We start from the raw sequence: 23,696 nt of genomic DNA on the forward strand, positions 1-23,696 counted from the left end.
CCTCGGACCTGACCCCTCGCGTGGTCCGGCAAACACCGCGACGCGCATGGGACCACCGAGCTGGCTGCCGAGCCCGATCGAAGGTGATCGACAACGAAACCGCAGGTCAATCGTTCGACCGTCACGTTTATACCGTTTCGCGCTAGGTAGTCGACTGCTTGTGTTCGGTGTCCAAGCGGCACCCAGACGGTGAGGAGGATGTCCATGCGGGTACTCGGCGTCAACGCCGTCTTCCACGATCCCGCTGCGGCACTGGTGGTCGACGGCCGAACCGTCGCCGCGGCTGAGGAGGAGAGGTTCTCCCGACGCAAGCACGGCAAGGAGGCCGTTCCCTTCTCCGCTTGGGAGCTGCCCGAGCAGGCCATGCGCTGGTGCCTGGACCGGGCCGGGCTCCATCCGTCCGAACTGGACGCGGTCGCCTACTCCTACGACCCCGGCCTCGCGAGGAGCGAGGGTCCGGGACTCGAGCCGGTCTGGGAGCGCCTGCGGTCCATCTACGTCGAGCGCGCCCCCTACTTCCTGGCCACGGCACTGCCGGGCCTGGACCCGGCCAGCGTCGTATACCTGCCGCACCACGTCGCGCACGCGGCCTCCGCCGCCCTGGCGGCGCCAGCCCCCTCCGACGGTTCCGAGGGGACGGCGGTCCTGGTCGCCGACGGGCGGGGGGAGACCACCTCGCACCTGGCCGGTGCCTACACCCCGGACGGGGAGCTGGACGTCTACGCGAGGCAGCACCTCCCGGAGTCGCTGGGCCTGGTCTACGAGGAATTGACCGAGCACCTGGGGTTCCGGCGGTCCAGTGACGAGTACAAGGTCATGGCCCTGGCGTCCTACGGCGAACCCGCGCTGGACGAACTCCTCAAAGACCGGATCGCTTATCTGGGCGACGGGCTCATCGTGGCGTCCGGAGTGGACTGGGAGTCCCTGGTGCCCGCGCGACAGCCCGGGCAGGAACCGGACCGGCGTCACGCGGACCTGGCCGCCAGTGTGCAGAACCGGATGGAGGAGGTCCTCCTCCAACTCGTCGAGTGGCTTTACCAGAGAACGGGGCTGAGCCGCTTGGCGATGGCCGGCGGGGTGGCCCTGAACTGCGTGGCCAACAGCCGTATCGCCGCTGAGGGCCCCTTCGACGAGGTCTGGGTCCAACCCGCGGCGGGCGACGCCGGGACCGCGTTGGGCGGAGCACTCCAGGTCGCCGCCGACCTGGGCGACACGATTCGCCCCATGCCCGGTGCCGACCTCGGCCGCAGTTGGGACGAGGACCAACTCCGCGAAATCCTGGAGGACGCCGACGTCGAGTTCGAGCGCCCCGACGACCTCGTCGCGGAGGTGGCCCGCGCGCTGAGAGACGACGCTCTGGTCGCGTGGTTCCAGGGGAGGTCGGAGTACGGTCCCCGGGCCCTGGGGCATCGCTCCCTGCTGGCCAACCCCTCCAAGGAGGAGAACCTCGAGAGGCTCAACCGGGTCAAGGGTCGGGAACAGTTTCGCCCGGTCGCCCCGATGGTGTCGGCCGAACGCGCCCCGGACATCTTCTCCCGGGGGCCGCTGCCCAGCCCCTACATGCTCTTCGTGCACGAGGTCGCGCCGGAGTGGTGTGAACGGATACCGGCGGTGGTCCACGTCGACGGCACCGCCAGAGTGCAGACCGTGGAGCGCGAGGACGATCCGACCACCGCGCGGCTGATCGCCGAGTTCGAGGCGCTGACCGGGCTTCCGGTCCTGGTCAACACGAGCCTGAACACGGCGGGGCGGCCGATGGTCGACTCGCCGCGTGACGCCCTGGAGTGCTTCGGTTCCGCGCCGGTGGACGTCCTCGCGCTGGGGCCCTTCCTCATCCGACGGGCCGGGGCCGACGGGGCGAGGCCGTGACGGGGCCCGAGTACGCGATCGTGATCCCGACCGTGGGAAGGCCGGGGTTGGACGAGGTCCTGCGTGCTCTGGTCACGGTTCCGCGGGCGGTCGCACCCAGTGAGGTGGTGGTCGTCGACGACCGCCCCGGAGCCGACGACGCGCAACCGGTCCTCGGCGTCAACTGGCCGGGTGTCCGTGTCCTTCGGACCGGGGGCCGTGGCCCGGCCACCGCGCGCCAGGCCGGGTGGCATTCCTGCTCAGCGCCGTGGATCGTCTTCCTGGACGACGACGTACGGCCGCCCCCGAACTGGTCGGAACGGCTCAGCGCCGACCTCGAGGACCTGCCACAGCACGTCGCGGGGAGCCAGGGGCGCATCGTCGTCCCGCGTCCGGCGGGACGGCGCCCCACCGACAACGAGCGCAACACCATCGCGTTGGAGCAGGCCCGGTGGATCACCGCTGACCTGGCGCTGCGTCGCGGCGCCCTCGAACGGGTCGGGGGCTTCGACACACGTTTTCCCCGCGCCTACCGGGAGGACACGGACCTGGCGCTGCGGATGGAGGAGGCGGGCCTGTGTCTGGTTCTGGGAGAGCGCGTGTGCGTGCACCCGGCGTCGAAGGGACGCAGGGGTGCCTCGCTGACCGCCCAACGAGGCAACGCCGACAACGCCCTCATGCGCCGTCTCCATGGGTCGCGCTGGCGCGAACGCGTGGACGAGGCGCCCGGGTCGCTGCGTTCCCACACGGTCACCACCACCCTGCTCGTCGCGTCGGCCGCCGCCGCCCTCGCCGGCCGGCCACGGACGGCGGGCGGGCTCGGCGCCCTGTGGGCCGCGCGTACGGCTCGCTTCGCGGCGGCCAGGATCATGTCCGGGCCCGCCGACGCCGGGGAGTGGGCCGACATGGCGTTGACCAGTGCGCTCGTCCCGCCGCTGGCCGTCTGGCACCGGGCCGCGGGAGAGCTTCGACACGCGCGTTCCCGGCGGCGGCCATCCCTGAGGGCGATCCTCTTCGACCGCGACGGGACCCTGGTGGAGGACGTGCCCTACAACGGAGACCCGGCGCTGGTCGCGCCGCGCGACGGCGCGGCGCGGGCGATCGAACTGGCGCGGAGCCACGGACTCGCGGTGGCGGTGGTGACCAACCAGTCAGGCGTGGGGCGCCGTCTGATCACCGAGGATGACGTGTCCGCCGTCCACCGCAGGATCGACGACCTCGTCGGGCCGGTCGACGTGTGGGAGGTCTGCGCCCACCGGGAGGACGAGGGTTGTGCCTGCCGTAAACCGCGTCCCGGGATGGTGCTCTCCGCGGCCAGGAAGCTGGGGGTCTCCCCGGCCGAGTGCGCGGTCGTGGGCGACATCGGGGCGGACGTGGAGGCGGCCGCGGCGGCGGGTGCCAGGGGTGTCCTCGTTCCCACTCCTCGCACTCGGGAGGCCGAACTGCGTGCGGTGCCCGAGGTGGAGGACGGACCACTCGAAGCGGTCGTCAGGCTCCTGGGGGGTGGGCGGCCGTGACCGTGATCGTGGCGCGGATGGACAGCATGGGCGACGTGGCGCTGTCGGGGCCCGCCGTGCGCGCGGTCGCGCACCGATCGGAACGGGTGGTCATGCTGGTCGGGCCCAGGGGCGCGGCCGCCGCCGAGCTCCTTCCGGGCGTGGACGGCACGATCGTGTGGCGGTCACCGTGGATCGATCCGGTGCCGCCGCCCGTCGACCGCGCCGACGTGGACGACCTGATCGCCCGGATCGTCGCGACCGGTGCGCGCGAGGCCGTCATCCTCACCTCTTACCACCAGTCGCCGCTGCCCTTGGCCCTGCTGCTCAGGATGGCCGGGGTGAGACGAGTCAGCGCCATCAGCGAGGACTACCCGGGGAGCCTTCTCGACGTACGCCACCGGGTCGCTCCCGCGATCCCCGAGCCCGAGCGCGCCCTCTCCCTGGTGGAGGCGGCGGGATTCGGTCTGGCGCCGGGTGACGACGGACGACTGGCACTGACCGACAGGCTTCCGGACACGGTCGCTCTGACCGGCCCGGGCGCGTACTTCGCGGTTCATCTGGGAGCGGACGCGCCCGCACGCGAACTCCCCCCGGTTCTCGCCTCGGAGGTCGCGGCGGCGCTGCACGACCGCGGACATCGCGTCGTCGTGACGGGGTCGGACGGTGCCGACGCCTCCTCCGTGGCGGCGGACCACGCCCGCAACCTCGCGGGACGCACCAGCACCGCCGAACTGGCGGACGTGCTGCGCCGGGCCAGGGTCCTGACGGTGGGCAACACCGGCCCCGCCCACCTGGCGGCGGCGCTGAGCACTCCCGTGGTGTCGCTCTTCGCTCCGGTGGTGCCCGTCTCGGCCTGGGCCCCCTACGGGGTGGCGCGTCGTGTCCTGGGCGACCAGACGGCGCCATGCGCCGGGACTCGCGCCCGCGAGTGCCCGGTTCCCGGCCACCCGTGCCTGCGCGGAGTGACCGCCGGGGACGTGCTGACCGCCATTGAGGAACTGGAGGGTCCGCGATGACCGCGAACACGTACACGACGCACACACGGGAGCGGGGGGCGGCCACGGCGGTGCGGACCCCGGCGAGAGTCCTTCGAGTCCTCTTGTGGCACGTGCACGGGTCCTGGACGACGGCGTTCGTCAGGTCGGGCCACACGTGCCTGCTACCGCTCGAACCGGAGCGCGGGCCCGACGGGAGGGGCAGGGCCCGCACCTGGGACTGGCCCGACAACGCCGTCGAGGTGCCTACCGAGGAGCTCCTCGACACCGACGTCGACCTGGTGGTGTTGCAGCGGCCGCACGAACTCGAGCTGTCCGCGCGTTGGTTGGGGCGGGCTCCGGGTCACGAGGTTCCCGCCGTCTACGTCGAACACGACACCCCCCGTGGCGCGGTGCCCGACACGCGGCACCCCCTCGCCGACCGGTCGGACATACCGGTCGTGCACGTCACGCACTTCAACGACCTGTTCTGGGACTGCGGACGCGCTCCCACCCGAGTGGTCGAGCACGGTGTCCCCGATCCGGGTCACCTCTACACAGGAGACGTCCAGCGTGCCGGGGTGGTCCTCAACGAGCCCCTGCGCCGTTGGCGCTTCACCGGCACCGACCTGCTGCCAGGCATCGCGGAGCACGTGCCCCTGGACCTGTTCGGAATGGCCGTCGAGGGCGCACCCGCGCGGTTGGGGCTGAGTGAGTCCCGGCTCCGGACCCACGAGGACCTGCCCCAGCTCGCCATGCACCACGAGCTGGCCCGGCGGCGAGCTTACCTGCATCCCCTCAGGTGGACCTCGTTGGGACTCTCGCTCATCGAAGCCATGATGCTCGGCCTGCCCGTCGCCGCCCTGGGTGCCACGGAGGCCTACGAGGCGGTGCCGCCGGAGGCCGGAGTGGTGTCGACCGACCCCCGAGTGCTCCGGGACGCCCTGCTCGCCTTCCTGGAGGACCGGGAACACGCGGAGCGGGCCGGAGCCGTGGCCAGGCAGGCCGCGCTGGAGCGGTACGGGCTTCCCAGGTTCCTTGACGACTGGGATCGGCTGTTGGAGGAGGTGTCACGATGAGGATCGCGATGGTTTCGGAGCATGCCAGTCCGTTGGCGTGCATCACCGGAGAGGACGCCGGGGGGCAGAACGTCCATGTCGCGGAACTGGCCACGGCCCTAGCGGGCCTGGGGCACGAGGTGGTCGTCTACACGCGTCGCGCGGACACCACGAGTCCCGATCGGGTAGCCCTGGCCGACGGAGTCACGGTCGAACACCTGCGAGCCGGACCGGTCGCCGCGGTCGGCAAGGACCACCTGCCGCCGCACATGCCCGAGTTCGGACGGCGGCTCCGCAGGGCCTGGGCCTGGTGGCGGCCGGACGTCGTGCACGCCCACTTCTGGATGAGCGGAGCCGCGGCCGTTCCGGCCGCGGAGGCCTTCGGGATTCCCGTGTTCCAGACCTTCCACGCCCTCGGGTCGGTCAAGCGCCGGTTCCAGGGGGCCGCCGACACGAGCCCGCCGCAGCGCCGAGGGGTCGAGCGCCAGGTGGCCCGAGCCAGCACCATGGTCGTGGCCACCTCGAACGAGGAGCGGGACGAACTGCTGACCTGGGGGGTGGGGCCCGAGCGGGTGGCGGTGGTGCCCTGCGGGGTCGACTCGACACGCTTCTCACCGACGGGCCCCGTCATGGAGCGGGGCAGGCGTCCCCGGGTTCTCAGCCTCGGCCGACTGGTGCCCCGAAAGGGCGTCGACACGGTCGTCCGGGCCGTGGCGGCGGTGCCCGAGGCGGAACTGCTCGTGGCGGGCGGACCACCGCCCGGCGAGCTGGCCGACGACCCCGAGGCGGTACGCCTCCAGGCGATGGCGGCGCAACTGCGGCTGCGCGACCGGGTGCGTTTTCTCGGCTGCGTCGACCGCGTCGACGTTCCCGCCCTGATCAGGTCGGTGGACATCGCGGTCAACGTGCCCTGGTATGAACCGTTCGGGATCTCGACCCTGGAGTCGATGGCCTGTGGTGTTCCCGTGATCGCCTCGAGAGTGGGAGGGCACCGGGACACGGTCGTGCCGGGTCGGACGGGGGTGCTGGTGCCCCCGAGGCGCCCGGCACGACTCGCCGAGTCCCTGCGGTGCCTGCTCGCGGACCCGGGGGGTCGGGAGGACCTGGGCAAGGCGTCCCGGCGCAGAGTCGAGGACCTGTACACGTGGGAGGCGGTCGCCCGGGCCACGGTGGACTGCTACCGCGCCGGGGCCTCCGCTGACGTGCCCCGGCCCAGACGCCCCCGTACCCAGGTCCTCGAGCGAACGGTCGGTACCGCCACGGGAGGCGAGGACTGATGCACACGCACCTGCGAGAACTCGTCGACGCCCTGGCCGGTACCGACGTGGAGAGCGTCGAGCGCTGGGGACGCACGGCGGCGCCCGAACTGGCGTCCGGCAGGCGCCTTTTCGCCTGCGGGAACGGAGGCAGCGCGGCCGAGGCCCAGCACCTGACCGCCGAACTGACCGGGCGCTTCGAGAGGGAGCGAGCCCCGCTGTCCGCCCTGGCACTGCACGCGGAGACCTCCAGTCTCACCGCCATCGCCAACGACTACGGCTACCGGTACGCGTTCGCGCGGCAACTTCGCGCACACGCGGCGCGGGGCGACATGCTCGTGTGCCTGTCCACCAGTGGTACCAGCGAGAACGTGGTCGAAGCGGCCAGGGCCGCCCGTGAGCTCGGGGTGGTGACGTGGTCGCTGACCGGTCCGGAGGCCAGCGCACTGGCCGTACTCAGCGACGAGGCGGTGGGTGTGCCGGCGGTCTCCGCGTCGACCGTCCAGGAGGTTCACCTGGCCCTCGTGCACGTCTTCTGCGCGTCCGTCGACAACCGGCTGGAGCGGCTCGGACTCGCCCTGGAGGTCCCGGTACAGAGGAGGACGACGACATGAGCACCGGAACCATCGTGGTGGTCGGCGACGCGCTGCTGGACGTCGACCTGATCGGCCGTTCGTACCGCACGTGTCCGGACGCGCCCGCCCCCGTCGTGGAGAACACCACCCGCCGCCACCGGCCCGGGGGCGCCGCACTGACCGCCCGCCTGCTCAGTGAGCACTCGGGAGTCGACGTCGTACTCGTCACGGCGCTCGGAGCCGACGCCGCCGCCACGGAGGTGGCCCGTGGACTGGGCGCCGGGGTGGTCCTTGTCACGCCCTCCCCGCGCGCCCACACACCGACCAAGACCCGCGTCCAGACGGCGGAGGGCACCGTGGCCCGTGTGGACGAGGGGTGTGAACCCGGGTTCGCGTGGAGGGGCGGCACGGACATGTACGCCCTCCTCGACGGGGCCAGCGCCGTCCTGGTCTCCGACTACGGCCTCGGCATGACGGGCCAGGAAATCGTCCGCGACGCCCTGGCCCGGGTCGTGGGGCGGGTGCCCGTGGTGTGGGACCCGCACCCGAGGGGTGCCCCGCCCGTTCCCGGCACTGCCCTGGTCACACCGAACGAGGCCGAGTCCTTCCTGGGCGGCGCCGGAGCTCTGAGGACCCCGGAGGAACGGGCCCGGAGCCTCGTGGCCCGTTGGGGGGCGGACGCGGTCGCTGTCACGTTGGGCGAGGAGGGCGCGGTGTGGTGCGACCGCTGGGACGAAGGGGGGCGGACCGCCCCGTCTCCGGTGCGCACCCCGGTGGACACCTGCGGGGCCGGCGACGCCTTCGCCGCGGCCTGTGCCAGGTCTCTGGCCTCCGCACCGGACACGCACCGTGCCGTGTGCGAGGGCGCCAGGGCCGCCACCGCGTTCGTCGGCCGGGGGGCGGCGGGCGCGCACACGACCCCCGTACCGGGCCGCGGGCCCGCCGTCACCCTCCACACCCCGTCGCCGGTCACCGAAGCCGTCCGTCGGGGCGGCGGACGGGTGGTGGCGACCGGCGGCTGCTTCGACGTGCTCCACGCCGGTCATGTGGACCTGCTCCGACGCGCCCGCGCGCTCGGCGACCACCTGGTCGTTCTGCTCAACGACGACGCCTCGGTCCGGGCTCTCAAGGGGGAGGGGCGTCCGGTGGTGCACCAGCACGACCGGATCAGGGTCCTGTCGGCCCTGGACTGCGTGGACTCGGTCGTCCTCTTCGACGAGCTCACTCCGGTCCGGGCTTTGGAACGGCTGCGACCGGACATGTGGGTCAAGGGTGGCGACTACGACCCGGATCTCCTGCCGGAGACACCCGCGGTGCGGAACGCGGGCGGCGAAGTGGTCACCGTGCCCCTGCTCGCCGGGCGCTCCTCCACCCGGCTCATCGACCGCATCCGCGAACACGAGGACGTTCCCGCGACCTGAACGCACCCACTGGAAGGAGCAGGAACCATGAGGAAGATCGGAACGACGATCGTCACCGGCGGAGCCTCCGGGCTCGGAGCCGCCACCGCCCGGGCCGTGGCGGAACAGGGCGGGACGCCGGTGGTGCTGGACCGCCGCCACCCCGGGAACGGCACGGCCTTCGAGGAGGTCGACCTGGCCGACCGGCACGCCGTCGAACGGGCGGTGTCCCACGTGGTGGAGGGGCACGGGCGGATCGACGCCGTGGTCAACGCCGCCGGGACGGACGCCTGCGGGACCCTGGGGGAGGTCGCGGCGGACGAGTGGGAGCGCGTGGTCGCCGTCAACCTGCTGGGGACGGTCGCGGTCACCCGCGCGGCCCTGCCGCACCTGCGGGCGAGCGGGGGGACGGTCGTGAACTGTGCCTCGACGCTGGGCCTGCGGGCGCTCAGCGACGCCACCGCCTACTGCGCCTCGAAGTTTGGCGTGGTGGGATTCACCCGGGCTCTGGCCGCCGAACTCGCCGGGTCCGTCGGCGTCACGCTCCTGGTACCAGGCGGGATGCGGACCGCCTTCTTCGACGATCGGCCCGAGCAGTACAAGCCGGGGCCGGACGCCAAGCTCAACGATCCGGCGGACGTCGCGGCGACGGTGCTGACAGCGCTCCGTCAGCCGCGCGGGTGTGAGGTGCGGGAGATGGTCGTGTGTCCGTCCATGGAGACCTCGTGGCCCTGAGAAACGAGCAACCGTCCCGGGCCGGCGCGGCCCGTATCCAGAGGAGGGAACAGACATGCCGCATTCCGGACAGGGCGCCGTCCTGGTGACGGGAGGCGCCGGATTCCTCGGGTCACACCTGTGCGATCGCCTCGTGGAACGGGGCCGCCGGGTGGTGTGCCTGGACAACCTGGCGACCGGGCGGACGGAGAACGTCCGCCACCTGCTCGACCACCCGATGTTCCGCCTCCACCTGGCCGACGTCACGGAGGCCTGGGAGGTCGACGAACCCGTCTCGGCGGTGTTCCACCTCGCCTCCGCCGCCTCGCCCGCCGACTACCTCCGGCTGCCGATCCCGACCCTGGAGGCCGGAAGCCTGGGCACCCGCAATGCCCTGGCCTGCGCCAGGACGCACGGCGCGCGTTTCGTCCTGGCCTCCACCAGTGAGGTCTACGGGGACCCGAGGGAGCACCCGCAGCGAGAGACGTATTGGGGACACGTCAACCCGGTCGGTCCGCGCAGCGTGTACGACGAGGCCAAGCGGTACGCCGAGGCGCTGGTGATGGCGCACCACAGGGAGGGCGCGACCGACGTCGGTATCGCCCGGGTCTTCAACAGCTACGGCCCCAGGATGCGTCCCGACGACGGGCGCATGATCCCCACGTTCATGACGCAGGCGCTGTCCGGACGTCCGATCACGGTGACCGGCGACGGGCACCAGACGCGTTCGATCTGCTACGTGGACGACACCGTGGAGGGATTGCTGCTCCTGGAGGAGTCCGAGGAGCCCGGGCCGGTCAACATCGGCAGCCAGGAGGAGGTCAGCGTCCTCACGCTGGCACGTTTCATCCGCGACTTCTCCGGCTCTGGCTCGGAGGTGGTCTTCGTCGACCGGCCCCAGGACGACCCGCACTTCCGCAGGCCCGACATCACCCGGGCCGGGTGGGCCCTGGGCTGGAGCCCGCGTGTCCGGCTGGAAGAGGGCCTGCGCCGAACGCTCGCCCATTTCATGGGTCGGCACGCGGAGATGGACATCGCCGACAAGGCGGACGGGGTGCTCCGCCAGGCAAGGGAGGAAGAGGATGGAGCCGGACACGAAGCGATCCAGGGTGTCGGTCGTGGTGATCACCCGTGACCGGGTCGGGGAGTTGTGCCGTACCCTGACCCGCCTGCGTTCGCTGGAGCCCGCGCCGCCGGTTGTGGTCGTGGACAACGCCTCGCGTGACTCCACACGAGAGACCGTCCGGAGCAGGTTCCCCGAGGTCACACTGGTGGAGAACGACCGCAACGCGGGGTGCGCGGCACGGGACACGGGGGTCGCGCTCACCGAAACTCCCTACGTGGCCTTCAGCGACGACGACTCCTGGTGGTACCCGGGTGCGTTGGAACGCGCGGCGGACGCGCTGGACGCGCACCCCCGGCTGGGCCTGGTGGCGGCGGCGGTCTACGTGGGGGAGGAAGAGCGCCCCGACCCCGTCAACGGGGACCTGCTGCACAGCCCGCTGGCCCCGGCGGCCGACCTGCCCTGGCCCCGGGCCCTGGGGTTCCTGGCCTGTGCGAGCGTCGTGCGCCGAGCCGCCTACGACGAGGTGGGAGGGTTCGGTTCGCTGCTGTTCTTCGGCGGTGAGGAGGCGCTCCTCGCGCAGGACCTCACCGTCCGCGGGTGGGGCTTGTGCCACCTGCCGCAAGTGCACGCCCACCACCGGCCGTCCGCGTCGCGCCCGCCCAGCCGGTGGCGGCGCACTCTGGAGCAGCGCAACGCGCTGCTCACCGTGTGGCTGCGGCGCAGACCCGGGGTGGTCCTGGAACGCACGGCCAGGGCGCTGGCGCGGGGGGTGCGGGACCCCGAGGCCCGCCGGGCGCTGCGCCTGGCGGTGGCCATGGCGCCCCGCGTGTGGGCAGCGCGTAGTCGACTGCCCGCGTCGGTGGAGGAGGATCTCGCGTGTCTGGAACGGACGTGAACACCCGGATCGGCGTCGTGGTCATCACGCACAACCGAAGGCGTGAACTGGCCCGGACCCTGCGGTTCCTCGAGGAACTGCCGGAGTCGCCACCGATCGTGGTCGTGGACAACGCCTCCACCGACGGCACCGCGCGGACCGTCGAGGAGGAGCACCCGGGGACGCACCTCATCCGCGCGGGTGCCAACCTGGGCGCGGTGGGCCGTAACCTGGGGGTCGAGGCCCTGCCCACCCCCTATGTGGCCTTCTGCGACGACGACACCTGGTGGGAGCCGGGCGCGCTCGGCCGCGCGGTCCGCCTGCTCGACGCACACCCGCGCCTCGGGGCGATCACCGCCCGCCTACTGGTGGAGCCCCGGGGCGAGGAAGATCCGCTCACCCCGGAGCTGCGCCACTCGCCGCTGCCGTGCCCCGACTGGCTTCCCGGGCCCGCCCTGCTGGGCGTCCTTGCCGGGGTGACCGTGTTCCGGGTGGAGGCGTTCCGCCGTGCCGGGGGTTTCTCCTCGCGTCTGTGGTTGGGCGGTGAGGAGGAGCTCCTGGCGTTGGACCTGGCCGCCGACGGCTGGTGGATGTGCTGGGACGAGGCCATGGTGGCCCACCACGAGGCGTCGGAGGTCCGGCAGCCGCGTCGACGCAGGCGCCAGGGCATCCGCAACACCCTGTGGACGGCCTGGCTGCGCCGCGCCCCGAGCGGGGCACTGGACCACACTCGGTCCGTGCTGGGGTCGGTCCCGTACGACGTGACCAGCGCGCTGGCGGTGCTCGACGCCCTGGCCGGGCTCCCCTGGGTGCTCAGGGAACGCCGCCCGGTGCCCGCGCACGTGGAAGAGGGGTTGCGCCTGCTCGCGGGGCCGCGCCGTAGGTCCGAGGCCCGGCGGTACGTGGGGTAGCGCCTCTGGTGGCCGCCCGGGGCCCCGGGCGGCCCTTCCGGTTCCGGACGTACGTGTACCGCCCCGGGAGCCGGGGTAGCCGCGCGAGTGAGCCCGCACGTCCGTTCGCGCACGCGTGGGGAGGAGGGAGAAGCCATGAAGAACGTCTTCGTGATGGGGTTGGACCAGCGCAACCGCCGACTGCTGGAGAGGACCCCGACGGGACGGGAGTGCCGGTTCCACACACTCCTCGGCATCGAGGAGCTCCAGCGCGGCGAGATCGACGTCGAGACAACGCTCGCGGCCGCCCGCGGGGTCCTGGAGGGCTTCGAGGGGACGGTCGACGCCATCCTCGGGTTCCGGGACTTCCCAGTCACCCTGCTCGTCCCGATCCTGTGCGCGGAGCGCGGCCTGCCCGCACCGGACCTGGCCGCGGTGGTGCGCTGCGAGCACAAGTACTGGAGCAGGCTGATCCAGGCCGGGGCGACCGACGCCCTCCCGCCGTTCGCCCTGGTCGACCTGGACGCCGAGCGGCCCCGTCACGGGCTCGACTACCCGCTGTGGATCAAGCCCATCAAGTCGGCCTCCTCCGAACTCGCGTTCCGGGCGCAGGACGACGAGGGCTTCGACGGCGCGGTCGCGCGCTTGAGGAAGGGCGTCGACCGGCTGGGGCGCCCCTTCGAGAGCGTCCTGAGCCGGGTGGACCTGCCCGCCGAGGTCGCCAGGGCCGGTCGGAGACACTGCCTGGCCGAGGGGGAGTTGCACGGGGTACAGGCCGCCGCGGAAGGGTGCGTCCACCGTGGTGAGGTCACCGTGTACGGAGTACTCGACTCGGTCGACTACCCCGGGGACGCGTCGTTCCTGTGTCACCAGTACCCGTCGGGACTTCCGGAGCGGGTCCGGGGGCGGATCGTCGAGACCACCGAACGCGTCATCACCGCGCACGGGCTGGACGACGCCACCTTCAGCGTCGAGTTCTTCTACGACCCGATCACGGACGGCCTCGGCGTCGTGGAGGTCAACCCCCGGCACTCCCAGAGCCACGCGGCGCTGTTCGAGGTCGTCGACGGGGTGGCCAACCACGAGCGGATGCTCCGCCTGGCCCTGGGGCGCGACCCCCACCCGACCGAGTCGGCCGGGGACAGGTTCCCCGTGGCCGCTGAGTGGTACCTGCGCCGATTCCGCGACGGCGTGGTGACCCGGGTACCGACCCCGGACGAGGTGGTGGCACTGAGGGAGTCCATAACGGGGGTGAGCGTCCAGGTGGTGCCGCAGGAGGGCCAGCGTCTCTCCGACATGCTCGCCCAGGACAGCTACAGCTACGAGCTGGCCAAGATCATCACCGGAGGGGCCGACGAACTGGAGCTGCGCGCCAAGTTCGAGCGCTGCGTGCGGGCTCTGCGGTTCGAGTTCCGCAACGACGCCCAGGCCGCGGACGTCGTGCGCGGCTGAGGCAGAGGAGGTGCGCTGATGCGTACGGTCGACGACCTGCCCCACGAGGTCCGGGCCGAGGACCACTTCTGGATTCCGATGTCGGACGGCGTGCGCCTGGCGGGGAGGCTGTGGATGCCGCGCACGGCCGAGGAGTCCCCCGTCCCGGCCGTCCTGGAGTACATTCCCTACCGGCGACGCGACCTCACCTCGGTGCGCGACTCCACGCACCACCCCTACCTCGCCGGGCACGGGTACGTCTGCGTCCGGGTCGACCTGCGGGGCACGGGGGACTCCGAGGGGGTGCTCACCGACGAGTACCTGGACCGCGAGCAGCGGGACGCGGAGGAGGTCCTGGCCTGGCTCGCCGACCAGCCCTGGTGCGACGGGAACACCGCGATGATGGGTCTGTCCTGGGGTGGGTTCGCCGCCCTCCAGGTCGCCGCGCGGCGTCCCCCGAGCCTGCGCGCCATCGCGGTCAGCTGCTTCACCGACGACCGCTACGCCGACGACTTCCACTACATGGGCGGCTGCCTGTTGTCGGACAACCTGGCCGAGGCCGGGACCACCTTCGCGTTCGCCACCTGCCCGCCCGATCCGCAGACCGTCGGCCCGGCCTGGCGTGACATGTGGTTGGAGCGGCTGGAGGCCAACCGCCCCTGGGTGGTGGAGTGGCTCCGCCACCAGCGCAGGGACGGTTACTGGCGGCATGCCTCCGTCAGCGAGCACTACGGCAGCGTCGGGTGCCCGGTCCTTGCCACCAGCGGTTGGGCCGACGGCTACTCGAACGCCGTCCTGCGCCTGCTGGAGCACCTAGAAGCCCCCGTCAAGGGCTTGGTGGGCCCCTGGTCGCACCGGTACCCGCACCTGGGAGTGCCCGGCCCGGCGATCGGCTACCTCCAGGAGGTGGTGCGCTGGCTGGACCACTGGACCAAGGGCGAGGACAACGGTGTGGAGCGGGAGACCGGCCTGTGGGCGTGGATGCAGGAGAGCGTCCCGCCCTCCACCTCCTACGAGGAGCGTCCCGGCCGCTGGGTCCGTGAACCCGGCTGGCCGTGCGCCCGGGTGGAGGAGCGCGAGCTGACGCTGGCCGAGAACGCGATGGGCGCGCCCGAGACGCGGGGCGGTACCGCGGAGAGGACGGTGCGCTCCCCGCTGTCGGTGGGACAGTTCGCAGGCAAGTGGGCCTCCTACAGCGCGCCGCCGGACCTGCCCTTCGACCAGCGCGAGGAGGACGGCGGCTCCCTCGTGTTCGACACCGAACCACTCCAGGAGCGGTGCGAGATCCTGGGGACGGCGCGCGCGGTCCTGGAACTGTGCGTCACCGAGCCGGTGGCGATGGTCGCCGCGCGGCTGTGCGACGTCGCCCCGGACGGGAGCGCCACACGGGTGACCTACGGGCTACTCAACCTCACTCACCGTGATCGCGACGACGCGCCGACGACGCTGGTTCCGGGGGAGACCTACCGGGTGGAGATCACCCTGAACGGGGTGGCGCAGGCCTTCCCGCCCGGGCACCGGATTCGGCTGTCGCTGTCGACCTCCTACTGGCCGCTGGCCTGGCCGCCGCCCCGGCCCGTGCTCCTGACGGTGTACCCGGACCGGAGCAGTCTGGTCCTCCCGGTGCGGCGCGTCGAGGGTGGTGAACCCGGCGGTGACGCGTTCGCGGAACCGGAGGCGGTGGCCCCGGCACCCACCACACGGATGCGACCCGGTGAGCACCACTGGACGGTCCGGCGCGACATGGCGGACAACCGTTTCGTCCTGGAGATCGAGAAGGACGGCGGGGTGCTGCGCTACGACGAGATCGGCCTCGATGCCACCCGTCGGGCCCACGAGCTGTACGAGGCGGTGGGGGACGACTTCACGTCGGTGCGGGGGCGGACGGCGTGGACGATGCGGTTCTCCCGGGGCGGGTGGCGGACCCGTACCGAGACGTACACCGCGCTGGAGTGCACCGAGGAGGAGTTCCGGGTGCACGCGACCCTCGACGCCTACGAATCGGGGGAGCGGGTCTTCTCCCGGGAGTGGACCGAGCGTGTCCCCCGAGACCACGTCTGACCCGGGCGCTCGCACCGGAGTGGGCCCGGGGCGGCCGGACCGGCACTGCGGGTTTGGGGGAGGGCTGACCGGGTCAGACGCCCAAGGAGGGCACGGGCGGACCCCGCGTGTGCGCGGCGGGACCGAGGAGAGGCCAGGGGAGGACCGATGAGCCGACCGACCACCTCGCGGGCACCGGTGGAAGCGGAGGAGGGGGAGGCGCCACGTGACGGCGTGCCGGAGGTGAGCCGCCGCCGGGTCGCCGCGTCGTTCGCCCGAGCGGTCCGCTCCGGCGACCTGGAGCTTCCCCTTCCGGGCCGGGGGCGCACCCGGAGCCGGTGGAGGGCTCTCCGGAACCTGGCGCGCGAGGACCTGTGCCTGGCCCGGCTCGCCGAGGGACACGCGGACGCCGTGGCGATCCTCATCGAGCTCGGCGCGGAGCCGCCCCGGCACGGACAGCGATGGGGTGTGTGGGCGGCCCATCCGCCCGGCCCCGGCCTCACCGCCCTGGCCGTCGACCGGGGCTGGCTTCTGAGGGGTGTCAAACCCTTCTGTTCGGGTGCGCGCAGCTGTACCCACGCCCTGGTGAGCGCCGAGATCGCGGGGGGTGGACGCCGCCTTTTCGCGGTCGCCACCGCTGACCTCGGGCCGCCCGAGGGCACGTGGGCCAGCGCGGGCATGGCGGCCAGCGACACACTGACGCTCCGGTTCGACGACGTGCCCGCCGAGGCGGTCGGGGACCCGGGGGCCTATACGCGGAGGCCGGGTTTCCACCACGGCGGCGCCGGGGTCGCCGCCTGCTGGCTGGGCGGTGCGGTCGCGGTGAGTGCGCCGCTGGCGGCCCGGGCGGCGCGGGAGACGGCCGACGTGCACACCCGCACGGCGTGGGGGAGCGTGGATCGGGACCTGTACGCGGCCGCCTCCGTGCTGGGCCGGGCGGCCGACGAGATCGACGCCGACCCCGAGGACGTCCTGGACCGTGCCGCCCCGCGCGCCGCACGGGTCCGCGCGGTCGTCGCCGGGGTCTGCGGGGACGTCCTGAGACGCACCGGCGAGGCCTTGGGCGCGGGCCCGCTCGCGGCCGACGCCGACTACGCCCGTGCGGCGGCCGACCTCGCCGTGTACCTGAGCCAGCACCACGCCGACCGCGACCTGGCGGCCCTGGGCGGGATGGACGTTTCGGAGGGGGGCGAACCCCATGGCCTCTGAGACCCGTGGCGACGCGCACCCGATCGACGCCGAGGGCACCCCCGAACGGCTCTGGCGCAAGTGGGGCGTCTTGCGGCGGTTGCCAGCGTTCGCCCTGGCGGGAGTCACGGACGCGGTGGTGGTCGCCCCCCACCCCGACGACGAGACGCTGGGGTTCGGCGGGGCGACGGCCCTGTTGGCGGCGCTGGGCGCGCGGATCACCGTCGTGGCGGTCACCGACGGAGAGGGCTCCCACCCCGGCGGCAGCCTTCCTCCGCGGGCCCTGGCCGAGGCGCGCGCCGACGAGCGCGCGCGGGCACTGTCGTTGTTGGGAGCCGGGGGCGCCCGCGTCGTCCGGCTGGGGTTCCCGGACGGCCGGGTCGAGGAGTGCCGCGCCCGGCTCACCGAGCGCCTCGCGGAACTGTGCGCGGGCGCCCAACTGTGCGTCGCCACCTGGGAGGGCGACCTGCATCCGGACCACCGTGCGACCGGTCTCGCGGCCCGTGAGGCCCTCCACCGCGCGAACGGGGCGGGATCGGTTTCGGGGCCGGGCCCGGCACTCGTCTCCTACCCCGTGTGGACGTGGCACTGGGCCCGACCCGCCGAGGCCTCGGTGCCCTGGGCACGGGCGCGGCGGATCGACCTGCCGCCGGACGTACGCCGGCTCAAGGCCCGGGCTCTGGGCGCCTTCACCACGCAGACCGGGCCGATCGGCCCGACCGCGGCGGACGGCGCCGTCCTCGACGAGGCGATGCTGGCACACTTCCGGCGCGGATGGGAGGTGGTGTTCCGGTGAGTGTGGGGCGGGGATACTTCGACTCGGTGTACGCGGGAGAGGCGGACCCGTGGGGGTTCCGGAGCCGCTGGTACGAGCACCGCAAGCGGGCGCTCACCCTCGCGTCGCTGACCCGTGAGAGGTACGCGCGGGCGTTCGAACCCGGGTGTTCGATCGGGGTCCTCACGAGTGGGCTCGCGGCGCGGTGCGACGCGCTCCTGGCCTGGGAGGTCGTTCCGGAGGCCGCGGCCCGCGCCAGGAGCGCGCTGACCGGCGCCGAGCACGTCGAGGTCGGCCGCGCCGCCGTTCCCGAGGAGTGGCCCGGCGGAGGCTTCGATCTCGTGGTGCTCTCGGAACTCCTCTACTACTTCGACGACGCCGACCTGGCCACGGTGCTCGCCCTGACCGTGCGCTCCCTGACACCGGAGGGGACGGTCGTCGCCGTGCACTGGCGTCACCCGGTCCGCGACCACGTGCGCTCCGGGGACGACGCACACCGGGCGGTCGACGCTGTGCCGGGGTTGGACCGAACGGTGCTGCACGTCGAGCGGGATTTCCAGCTCGGCGTCTACGAGTGCCCCGGCGTCCGGGGGTCGCGCTCGGTCGCCGAGCGGGAGGGGCTGGTTTGATGGACGCCGTCACCGTGGTGATCCCCGCACATGACGAGGCGGAGAGCATCGTCGCCTGCCTGCGGTCGGTCCACGCCTCCCTGCGCCGTTGCGGGCTGGCCCCGAGGCGTCGGCGCGTGGTGGTGGTCGCCGACGATTGCGCCGACCCGACGGCGGAGTTGGCCCGCGCCGAGGGCGCCCACGTGCTGGAGGTCGCGTGTCGCAACGTCGGAGCGGTGCGGCGGGCCGGGGCCGAGCTGGCGCTCGACCTCGTCGGTCCCGCTGACGACGTGTGGATGTCCTTCACGGACGCCGACAGCGTGGTGCCGGAGCGCTGGATACCGGCCCAGCTGGCTCTGTCCCGGAACGCCGACGCCGTGGCGGGGACCGTCGAGGTCGCGGACTGGTCCGGGCGTCGCGCCGAACTGGCGGAGCGCTTCGTGCGCACCTATCCGGTGGTCCGGGGCGGGGAGCACCCCCACGTGCACGGGGCCAACCTCGGGGTGCGGGCCTCCGCCTACCTGGACTGCGGCGGTTTCGAGGCACTGCGGATGGCGGAGGACCAGGCCCTGGTCAACGAACTGGTGCGGCGCGGACACCGTGTGAGCCGCCCGTGCGACCTGCCCGTGACGACCTCGGCCCGGAGCTCACCGCGTGCCGCAGGGGGGTTCGGGGACCGCCTCAACCGACTGGAGGGGCAGCTTTTCCGGAACCGGGGCGAGCGGGAGCCGGAGGTGCGGGCGACCTCCCGGGTTCCCGGGGCCCCGGCACCGCGCGGACTCACGCCTGCTGATGCCAGTGCCTGGGAAGGGAGTCATGGTCCACGGCGATCGTCACGCGTCCCGTCTCCACCGACACGACGTCCTCCCACCTGACGTAGCGTTCGTGTCGCCGTAGCCAGGCCAACACGTGCCTCCAGGGGGTGGGGGGTTCGAGGGAGTCTCCGAACCCGAGGCGCCCGGCGAACGCGGAACGTCCCAGGACCAGGCCGAGGACCGTGTACCCATCGTCGTCCCGGCGGACCACGACGTCCTGGACCGACCCGATCGACCGGCCCGAGCGGTCGACGATCCGTGACCCCAGCACGTCTCCGGCGAACACCCGACTCACCGTGTGCCGCCCGGGACCCGGGCGATGACGTTGCGGGCGATCCAGTCCTCCACGGGACGCCCGCCTGTCGGAGCCCTCGTGGACAGCACCGTGGTCGGTGTGAACTCCTCGACGTCGGAGACCGCGACCGTGGTGGGGGAGTGATCCAGAGGGCGCAGGCGTTTGAGGACCGCCTCCCAGGACCGCCCGAGCCGGCCGGCGAGCCGACCGCCGAGCGAGGCGGCGTCGACGACCAGGGCCGTCATGGCCGGGGCCCGCCCCGGCTGCCACGTGAACTCCACGTCGTCGACCTTGCCCAGGTTCTCTCCGTGCCGGTCGACGACCTGACGGTCCAGGACCGTGAAGCCGATCCGGAAGACGTGCTCGCTCCTGTCCTGCGTCATCTCACTGCCCCGCCTTCGTGTAGGCCATCAAGGGAATCGCGGCCACCGACACCACGCACACCAGGACCAGGTAGACCGAGGCCAGGACGTTGGTGAAACGCGAATTCACCCGGTCGCCCAGATAGCCGTGATCGTTGGCCACGACGAGGATCGGCAGGTAGGTCAACGGAAGGGCCGCCGCGGAGAGGATGAGGCTGTACTCGGTGACGGTCACCGGGTCGACCCCGGTCAGGACGAAAAGGGTGCCGCTGAGCAGGCTCACCATGATGACCAGGTGGAAGAAGGGTGCCCGTACAGGCGGCAGTGACTTCCCCCAGCGCCAGCCGAAGTACTGGGCGACGCCGTAGGCGGCGGCCAGCCCCGACTCCAAGGCGGCGCCGAAGGTCGCGGCGAAGAATCCCAGGATCACCACGATGAGCCCCAGCTTGCCGAGGGTCGAGACGACCGGCAGGGCCACCTGCCCCAGGTCGGACACCTGAATCCCGGCCGGCATGAGGACGACCGCCGCGCATCCCATGATGGCGAGGGAGAGCAGCCCTCCCAGAGGGAGGCCGACGAAGGCGTTGATCCGGGCCGTCGCCAGGTCCTGGGTCGTCCACTTCTCCTCTACGCCCCCCGACGAGAAGAAGAGCACTGTGTACGGGGTCATGGCGGCGCCGAACAGGGCGATGGCGTAGTACCACCACACGGCCACGCCCTCGTTCGGTGGAGGGGAGAAGGACGCCGCGTCGGAAGCGAGCGCCACCCAGTCCGGACCCAGCCGCCACAGAGCCACGGCGAACACGATCAGGGTCAGGCCGAGGAGACCGTAGGTCTTCTCCATCTTCTCGAACGGCAGGCGCCACAACACGACCCACACGAGGAACCCGACCACGGGAACCCAGAGGAGGTAGTGGATGCCGCTGGCCAGTTCGAGCGCCAGGGCGATGCCGCCCATCTGCGCGGACAGGGTGAGCAACGTGATGAGGTAGGAGGACAGCAGGTTGGCGAGCCCGACCCGGGCGCCGAGCCGTTCGCGTACCAGGTCGAAGGTCCCGCGTCCGGTGGTCGCGACGACCCGGGCGGACATCTCGGTGAAGACCATGAGGCCGACGACTCCCACGGGGACGACCCACGCGAGACTCATCCCGAACCGGGAGCCGACCACGGAGTTGGCGACCAGGTCCCCGATGTCGAGGAAGCCGCCCACGGCGGTGAGCAGGCCGAGAGTCACGGCGCTCAGCCACCTCAAGAGAGCTCGTCCTGGAGCTCGGTGAGGTCGACGGCGACGCTCCTCAAGCTTCTCTCCGCCGTCCGCACTGCGGCACCGTCGTCCTCGCGCAGGGCGATGCGCAGGTCAGAGAGGGCGTTCACCGCGCTGTCACACAGCGGAGCCAGTTCCGAGCGCAGCGACCGCGCCCGGGGCGTGGGCGGTTGCCGTGTTCCGAAGGTGTCGTTGACGGAGCGTGCCGCGTCCTCCGCGTCCTCGATGGTGGTCTCCGTGTAGGGGGAGAAGGCCATGTCCCGGCGATGGATCTCGGAGAGCATGATCCCCGTTCCCACGGCGGAGAGGAGGGCGGTGACGGTCTGTTCCGCGGCGTCCCGGTACAGCGATTCGGTGGGGGTGGGCCCGGTGCAGCCGCTGACCAGCACCAGTACGAGCCATGACGCGACCACGGCCGTGATGCGGCGGGGTCTGCCCGGGTAGGGATCACGTGACGGCGACGGATGGGAGAGCACACCCCGACGTTAACTCGCCGTGACAGGAAAGTCGCTCATGGTGTTCACTGGGTTTCGTGTCGTCGTCGGGCACGGCGGGAAAGAGGACGAGGTGACCGGGGAGATGGAACGGAAGGGCCAGGTACCCCCCGTGGAAGCGCCGCCGCTTCCGGGGCCGGCGGTGCTGCGTCAGGTGTGGGCGGGGGTGGTCTTCCTGCACTGGCGGGTCGATCCCGCCGCGGTGACCCACCTGTTTCCCTTCGGCACCCGACCCGATCTGTTCGACGGAACGACCTACGCGGGTCTCGTGGCCTTCCGTGCCCCGACCACCCGGGTGCTCGGCGTGCGCGCCCTCGGTGCGTTCGACGAGGTGAACGTCCGACTGTACTCAGTGGACGGCCAGGGACGGCGGGGCGTGGTGTTCCTCTCCCTGGACGCCGACTCGCTCCCCGGCGTACTCGTCGCCAGGACGGTGCCGAGGATGCCCTACACGTGGTCCGACACCAGCCTCCGACAGTCGGGTGTCGGGCCCTGCGCGGGTGCGGTCAGACGCCGGTGGCCCCAGGGCGGGGCCCACGGACGATGGCGGCTGCGCGTGGAGGCCCGCCCGACGGCTCCGACGCCCTTGGAACACTTCCTCACCGCCCGGTGGGGCCTGCACACGCCCCGGGCCGGCACCACGCGTTGGGTGCGTGTGCGCCACGAGCGCTGGGTGCTGCACCGTGCGGGGGACGTCGCCTACGAGGGGGACCTCCTGGCGCGAGCGGGGGTACGGCTGCCGCGCACAGCACCGGTCTCGGCGTTGTGGTCACCCGGCGCGGTGGCGGAGCTGACGCCGTCGGTGCTGCCGGTGCGCTGACACGAACGCTGGGACGGCTCGGCGCCGGTCCGGCCCCTGCCAGGCACCCACACCCGCCTGACCGGTCGGGCCTCAGAGTACGAACCGCAGGTCGAAGTGGTTGAGTGACGCTGGCAGGGCGTCGGTCCGCAGCTCCGGCGATCCGCCGACCGGCAGGGGACCGCCCACCCTGAACAGGGCCCTCAAGAGGTAGGAAACGGAGAGGGGCACCAGATCACGGCCCGGGCAGCCGGCGGGCCCGTAGCTGAAGGGCACGATCCCGGGGTCGTCCTCAGCACGGCCGTCGTTCCAGATGGCGGGGGCGAAGGCGTCCGCGTAGGGGAGCCGGGTGGGGTCGCGGTGGAAGTAGGAGCTCAGCACCAGGAAGGCGGTTCGGGGTGGGATGCTCCGCTCCCGCCAGACCGTCTCCCGGGTGCTTTCGCGAATCACCACCAGGGTCGTGGGCCACAGGCGGACCGACTCGCGCAGGGCGGCGCGCAGCATCGGAAGATCGGGACCGTCCTCTGTGAGCGCCTCGGCCCGGACGGCGTCCACCTCGGGACCGCTGGAGGTCAGCACGGCCAGTGACCGGAACGCGGCCACCGCGGCGGCGTCGAACGCGAACATCCAGTGTGCGATCTGGGCCTCGGGACGTTCGCTCGCGCCCGGAGGCCCGAGCCGGGCGGCGAGGCTACCGGGTTCCGCACGGTCGATGCCCGTGCGGATACGGTCGAGGAACTCCGCTCGACGGTTGTGGTCCACCGGCAGCAGATACGACCAGTTGGCCCTGTGCCTCAGCCGCCGCAGCAGTTGGGTACTGCGGCGGTCCCCGGCGGCCGCCCTGCCGAAGACCACCCGTCGCGCGAGGGCGTCGAAGGTCTCGGAGAACCGTGCCCAGTCCAGCACCCCGCCCGGCGGCCCCGGGCCGCGCAGCGCCCTGACGAGGGATCGGGCCTCCTCTTCCGCGTGCTCGGCGATGGCGGGGGCGTCGGGATGGAGGCGCTGTCCCGGAGCCAGGGCCTCCTCGTTGGCACGGCGCCGGTCAGGCCGGTCGCGTCGATCGGAGACGAGGGCTCCATGGGGCTGGAAGTGGTTCAGCGCCCCCCGTTTCTCCGCGCCGCCCGGGGAGAACGTGTCCGGGGTCTCCGACAGAAGCCGCCGAACGTCCTCAGGTGACAGCACCAGCGCGATGCGGCGGCCCGTGTAGCCCAGGGGGAGCGGGTCGTCGCCATGGCGCCGTCGAAGCTCGCGCAGCACCCCGACACTCTTGTGGTCCGCGCTCAGGGCCGCCACCAGCGCCTCTCCGGTGGGGCGGCGCACGATGGCGCCACGGGCCGCGGTGGGGACCAGGACCGTGGACAGTACCCGCGCGGTCTCCGGCAGACTCGTCGTGTGGCGTTTCGGCTGTGCGTTCTCCGTCATGGGCGAGTACCTCCGCCTCGTCGATGTCGGACCGGGATGCGCGGGCGCC

23 protein-coding genes are annotated in these 23,696 nt (G+C 72.5%); 18 read left to right on the forward strand and 5 right to left on the reverse strand.

Annotated features, from left to right (window positions below; all coding sequences use genetic code 11):
- Window positions 1–204: 204 nt before the first annotated feature.
- The 17 genes from ABZ635_RS05200 to ABZ635_RS05280 all read left to right on the forward strand — a co-directional run bounded on the left by ABZ635_RS05200 (window position 205) and on the right by ABZ635_RS05280 (window position 19,071).
- Window positions 205–1,869: a carbamoyltransferase C-terminal domain-containing protein gene (locus tag ABZ635_RS05200; RefSeq protein ID WP_357759193.1), complete on the forward strand. Its 1,665-nt coding sequence runs from the start codon at window positions 205–207 to the stop codon at window positions 1,867–1,869.
- The gene (locus ABZ635_RS05205) at window positions 1,866–3,365 is read left to right on the forward strand and encodes an HAD-IIIA family hydrolase (RefSeq protein WP_357759196.1); all 1,500 of its coding nucleotides are present in this window, start codon (window positions 1,866–1,868) and stop codon (window positions 3,363–3,365) included. The genes ABZ635_RS05200 and ABZ635_RS05205 overlap by 4 nt, the downstream gene beginning before the upstream one ends.
- 17 nt (window positions 3,366–3,382) lie before the next feature.
- Window positions 3,383–4,363 carry a glycosyltransferase family 9 protein gene (locus ABZ635_RS05210; protein ID WP_357759514.1) on the forward strand — a complete coding sequence of 327 codons (981 nt, stop codon included), beginning with the start codon at window positions 3,383–3,385 and terminating at the stop codon, window positions 4,361–4,363.
- Complete coding sequence (locus ABZ635_RS05215; RefSeq protein WP_357759199.1) at window positions 4,360–5,400, forward strand: glycosyltransferase; 1,041 nt, start codon at window positions 4,360–4,362, stop codon at window positions 5,398–5,400. The genes ABZ635_RS05210 and ABZ635_RS05215 overlap by 4 nt, the downstream gene beginning before the upstream one ends.
- Window positions 5,397–6,656: a glycosyltransferase gene (locus ABZ635_RS05220; RefSeq protein ID WP_357759202.1), complete on the forward strand. Its 1,260-nt coding sequence runs from the start codon at window positions 5,397–5,399 to the stop codon at window positions 6,654–6,656. The genes ABZ635_RS05215 and ABZ635_RS05220 overlap by 4 nt, the downstream gene beginning before the upstream one ends.
- The gene (locus ABZ635_RS05225; protein ID WP_357759205.1) at window positions 6,656–7,249 is read left to right on the forward strand and encodes an SIS domain-containing protein; all 594 of its coding nucleotides are present in this window, start codon (window positions 6,656–6,658) and stop codon (window positions 7,247–7,249) included. Before ABZ635_RS05220 ends, ABZ635_RS05225 begins: the two co-directional genes overlap by 1 nt.
- On the forward strand, window positions 7,246–8,631 hold the full coding sequence (locus ABZ635_RS05230) for a PfkB family carbohydrate kinase (protein ID WP_357759208.1): 1,386 nt from the start codon (window positions 7,246–7,248) through the stop codon (window positions 8,629–8,631). The genes ABZ635_RS05225 and ABZ635_RS05230 overlap by 4 nt, the downstream gene beginning before the upstream one ends.
- A gap of 27 nt (window positions 8,632–8,658) precedes the next feature.
- Window positions 8,659–9,345 carry an SDR family oxidoreductase gene (locus ABZ635_RS05235; protein ID WP_357759211.1) on the forward strand — a complete coding sequence of 229 codons (687 nt, stop codon included), beginning with the start codon at window positions 8,659–8,661 and terminating at the stop codon, window positions 9,343–9,345.
- A 55-nt stretch (window positions 9,346–9,400) separates the two neighbouring features.
- Window positions 9,401–10,459 carry an NAD-dependent epimerase/dehydratase family protein gene (locus tag ABZ635_RS05240; RefSeq protein WP_357759214.1) on the forward strand — a complete coding sequence of 353 codons (1,059 nt, stop codon included), beginning with the start codon at window positions 9,401–9,403 and terminating at the stop codon, window positions 10,457–10,459.
- Window positions 10,443–11,285, forward strand: a complete 843-nt coding sequence (locus ABZ635_RS05245) for a glycosyltransferase (protein WP_357759216.1) — start codon at window positions 10,443–10,445, stop codon at window positions 11,283–11,285. The genes ABZ635_RS05240 and ABZ635_RS05245 overlap by 17 nt, the downstream gene beginning before the upstream one ends.
- Window positions 11,267–12,175, forward strand: coding sequence for a glycosyltransferase (locus ABZ635_RS05250; RefSeq protein ID WP_357759219.1), 909 nt, complete (start codon window positions 11,267–11,269; stop codon window positions 12,173–12,175). The genes ABZ635_RS05245 and ABZ635_RS05250 overlap by 19 nt, the downstream gene beginning before the upstream one ends.
- Before the next feature lie 135 nt (window positions 12,176–12,310).
- Complete coding sequence (locus tag ABZ635_RS05255) at window positions 12,311–13,606, forward strand: biotin carboxylase (RefSeq protein ID WP_357759221.1); 1,296 nt, start codon at window positions 12,311–12,313, stop codon at window positions 13,604–13,606.
- Window positions 13,607–13,624: 18 nt separating this feature from the next.
- Window positions 13,625–15,646 (forward strand): CocE/NonD family hydrolase, encoded by a 2,022-nt coding sequence (locus ABZ635_RS05260; RefSeq protein WP_357759224.1) that lies wholly within the window; start codon window positions 13,625–13,627, stop codon window positions 15,644–15,646.
- 147 nt (window positions 15,647–15,793) lie between these two features.
- Window positions 15,794–16,834 (forward strand): acyl-CoA dehydrogenase, encoded by a 1,041-nt coding sequence (locus ABZ635_RS05265; RefSeq protein ID WP_357759227.1) that lies wholly within the window; start codon window positions 15,794–15,796, stop codon window positions 16,832–16,834.
- Entirely contained in the window at window positions 16,824–17,609 is a 786-nt protein-coding gene (locus ABZ635_RS05270; RefSeq protein ID WP_357759229.1) for a PIG-L family deacetylase, read from the forward strand. The genes ABZ635_RS05265 and ABZ635_RS05270 overlap by 11 nt, the downstream gene beginning before the upstream one ends.
- A complete protein-coding gene (locus ABZ635_RS05275; protein WP_357759232.1) occupies window positions 17,606–18,217 on the forward strand; it encodes an SAM-dependent methyltransferase in 612 nt (203 codons plus the stop codon). Before ABZ635_RS05270 ends, ABZ635_RS05275 begins: the two co-directional genes overlap by 4 nt.
- Window positions 18,217–19,071 (forward strand): glycosyltransferase, encoded by an 855-nt coding sequence (locus tag ABZ635_RS05280; protein ID WP_357759235.1) that lies wholly within the window; start codon window positions 18,217–18,219, stop codon window positions 19,069–19,071. Before ABZ635_RS05275 ends, ABZ635_RS05280 begins: the two co-directional genes overlap by 1 nt.
- Here ABZ635_RS05280 and ABZ635_RS05285 read toward each other — a convergent pair.
- Genes ABZ635_RS05285 through ABZ635_RS05300 form a run of 4 tightly spaced genes read right to left on the reverse strand, consistent with a single transcriptional unit; the run spans window position 18,977 to window position 21,408 of the window.
- Complete coding sequence (locus ABZ635_RS05285) at window positions 18,977–19,306, reverse strand: PRC-barrel domain-containing protein (RefSeq protein WP_357759238.1); 330 nt, start codon at window positions 19,304–19,306, stop codon at window positions 18,977–18,979. The genes ABZ635_RS05280 and ABZ635_RS05285 overlap by 95 nt on opposite strands.
- Entirely contained in the window at window positions 19,303–19,689 is a 387-nt protein-coding gene (locus ABZ635_RS05290) for a hypothetical protein (protein ID WP_357759241.1), read from the reverse strand. The genes ABZ635_RS05285 and ABZ635_RS05290 overlap by 4 nt, the downstream gene beginning before the upstream one ends.
- A gap of 1 nt (window position 19,690) precedes the next feature.
- The gene (locus tag ABZ635_RS05295) at window positions 19,691–20,920 is read right to left on the reverse strand and encodes a divalent metal cation transporter (RefSeq protein ID WP_357759244.1); all 1,230 of its coding nucleotides are present in this window, start codon (window positions 20,918–20,920) and stop codon (window positions 19,691–19,693) included.
- Window positions 20,917–21,408: a hypothetical protein gene (locus ABZ635_RS05300; protein WP_357759248.1), complete on the reverse strand. Its 492-nt coding sequence runs from the start codon at window positions 21,406–21,408 to the stop codon at window positions 20,917–20,919. Before ABZ635_RS05300 ends, ABZ635_RS05295 begins: the two co-directional genes overlap by 4 nt.
- 103 nt (window positions 21,409–21,511) lie before the next feature.
- On the opposite strand from ABZ635_RS05300, the gene ABZ635_RS05305 reads away from it, so the two are divergent.
- Window positions 21,512–22,246, forward strand: coding sequence for a DUF2071 domain-containing protein (locus tag ABZ635_RS05305; RefSeq protein ID WP_357759250.1), 735 nt, complete (start codon window positions 21,512–21,514; stop codon window positions 22,244–22,246).
- Between the two features lie 72 nt (window positions 22,247–22,318).
- On the opposite strand, the gene ABZ635_RS05310 is transcribed toward ABZ635_RS05305, so the two are convergent.
- Window positions 22,319–23,647 carry a cytochrome P450 gene (locus ABZ635_RS05310; protein ID WP_357759253.1) on the reverse strand — a complete coding sequence of 443 codons (1,329 nt, stop codon included), beginning with the start codon at window positions 23,645–23,647 and terminating at the stop codon, window positions 22,319–22,321.
- Window positions 23,648–23,696 lie beyond the last annotated feature (49 nt).

This window comes from Nocardiopsis sp. NPDC007018 (assembly GCF_040635075.1).
Taxonomy (GTDB): Bacteria; Actinomycetota; Actinomycetes; order Streptosporangiales; family Streptosporangiaceae; genus Nocardiopsis.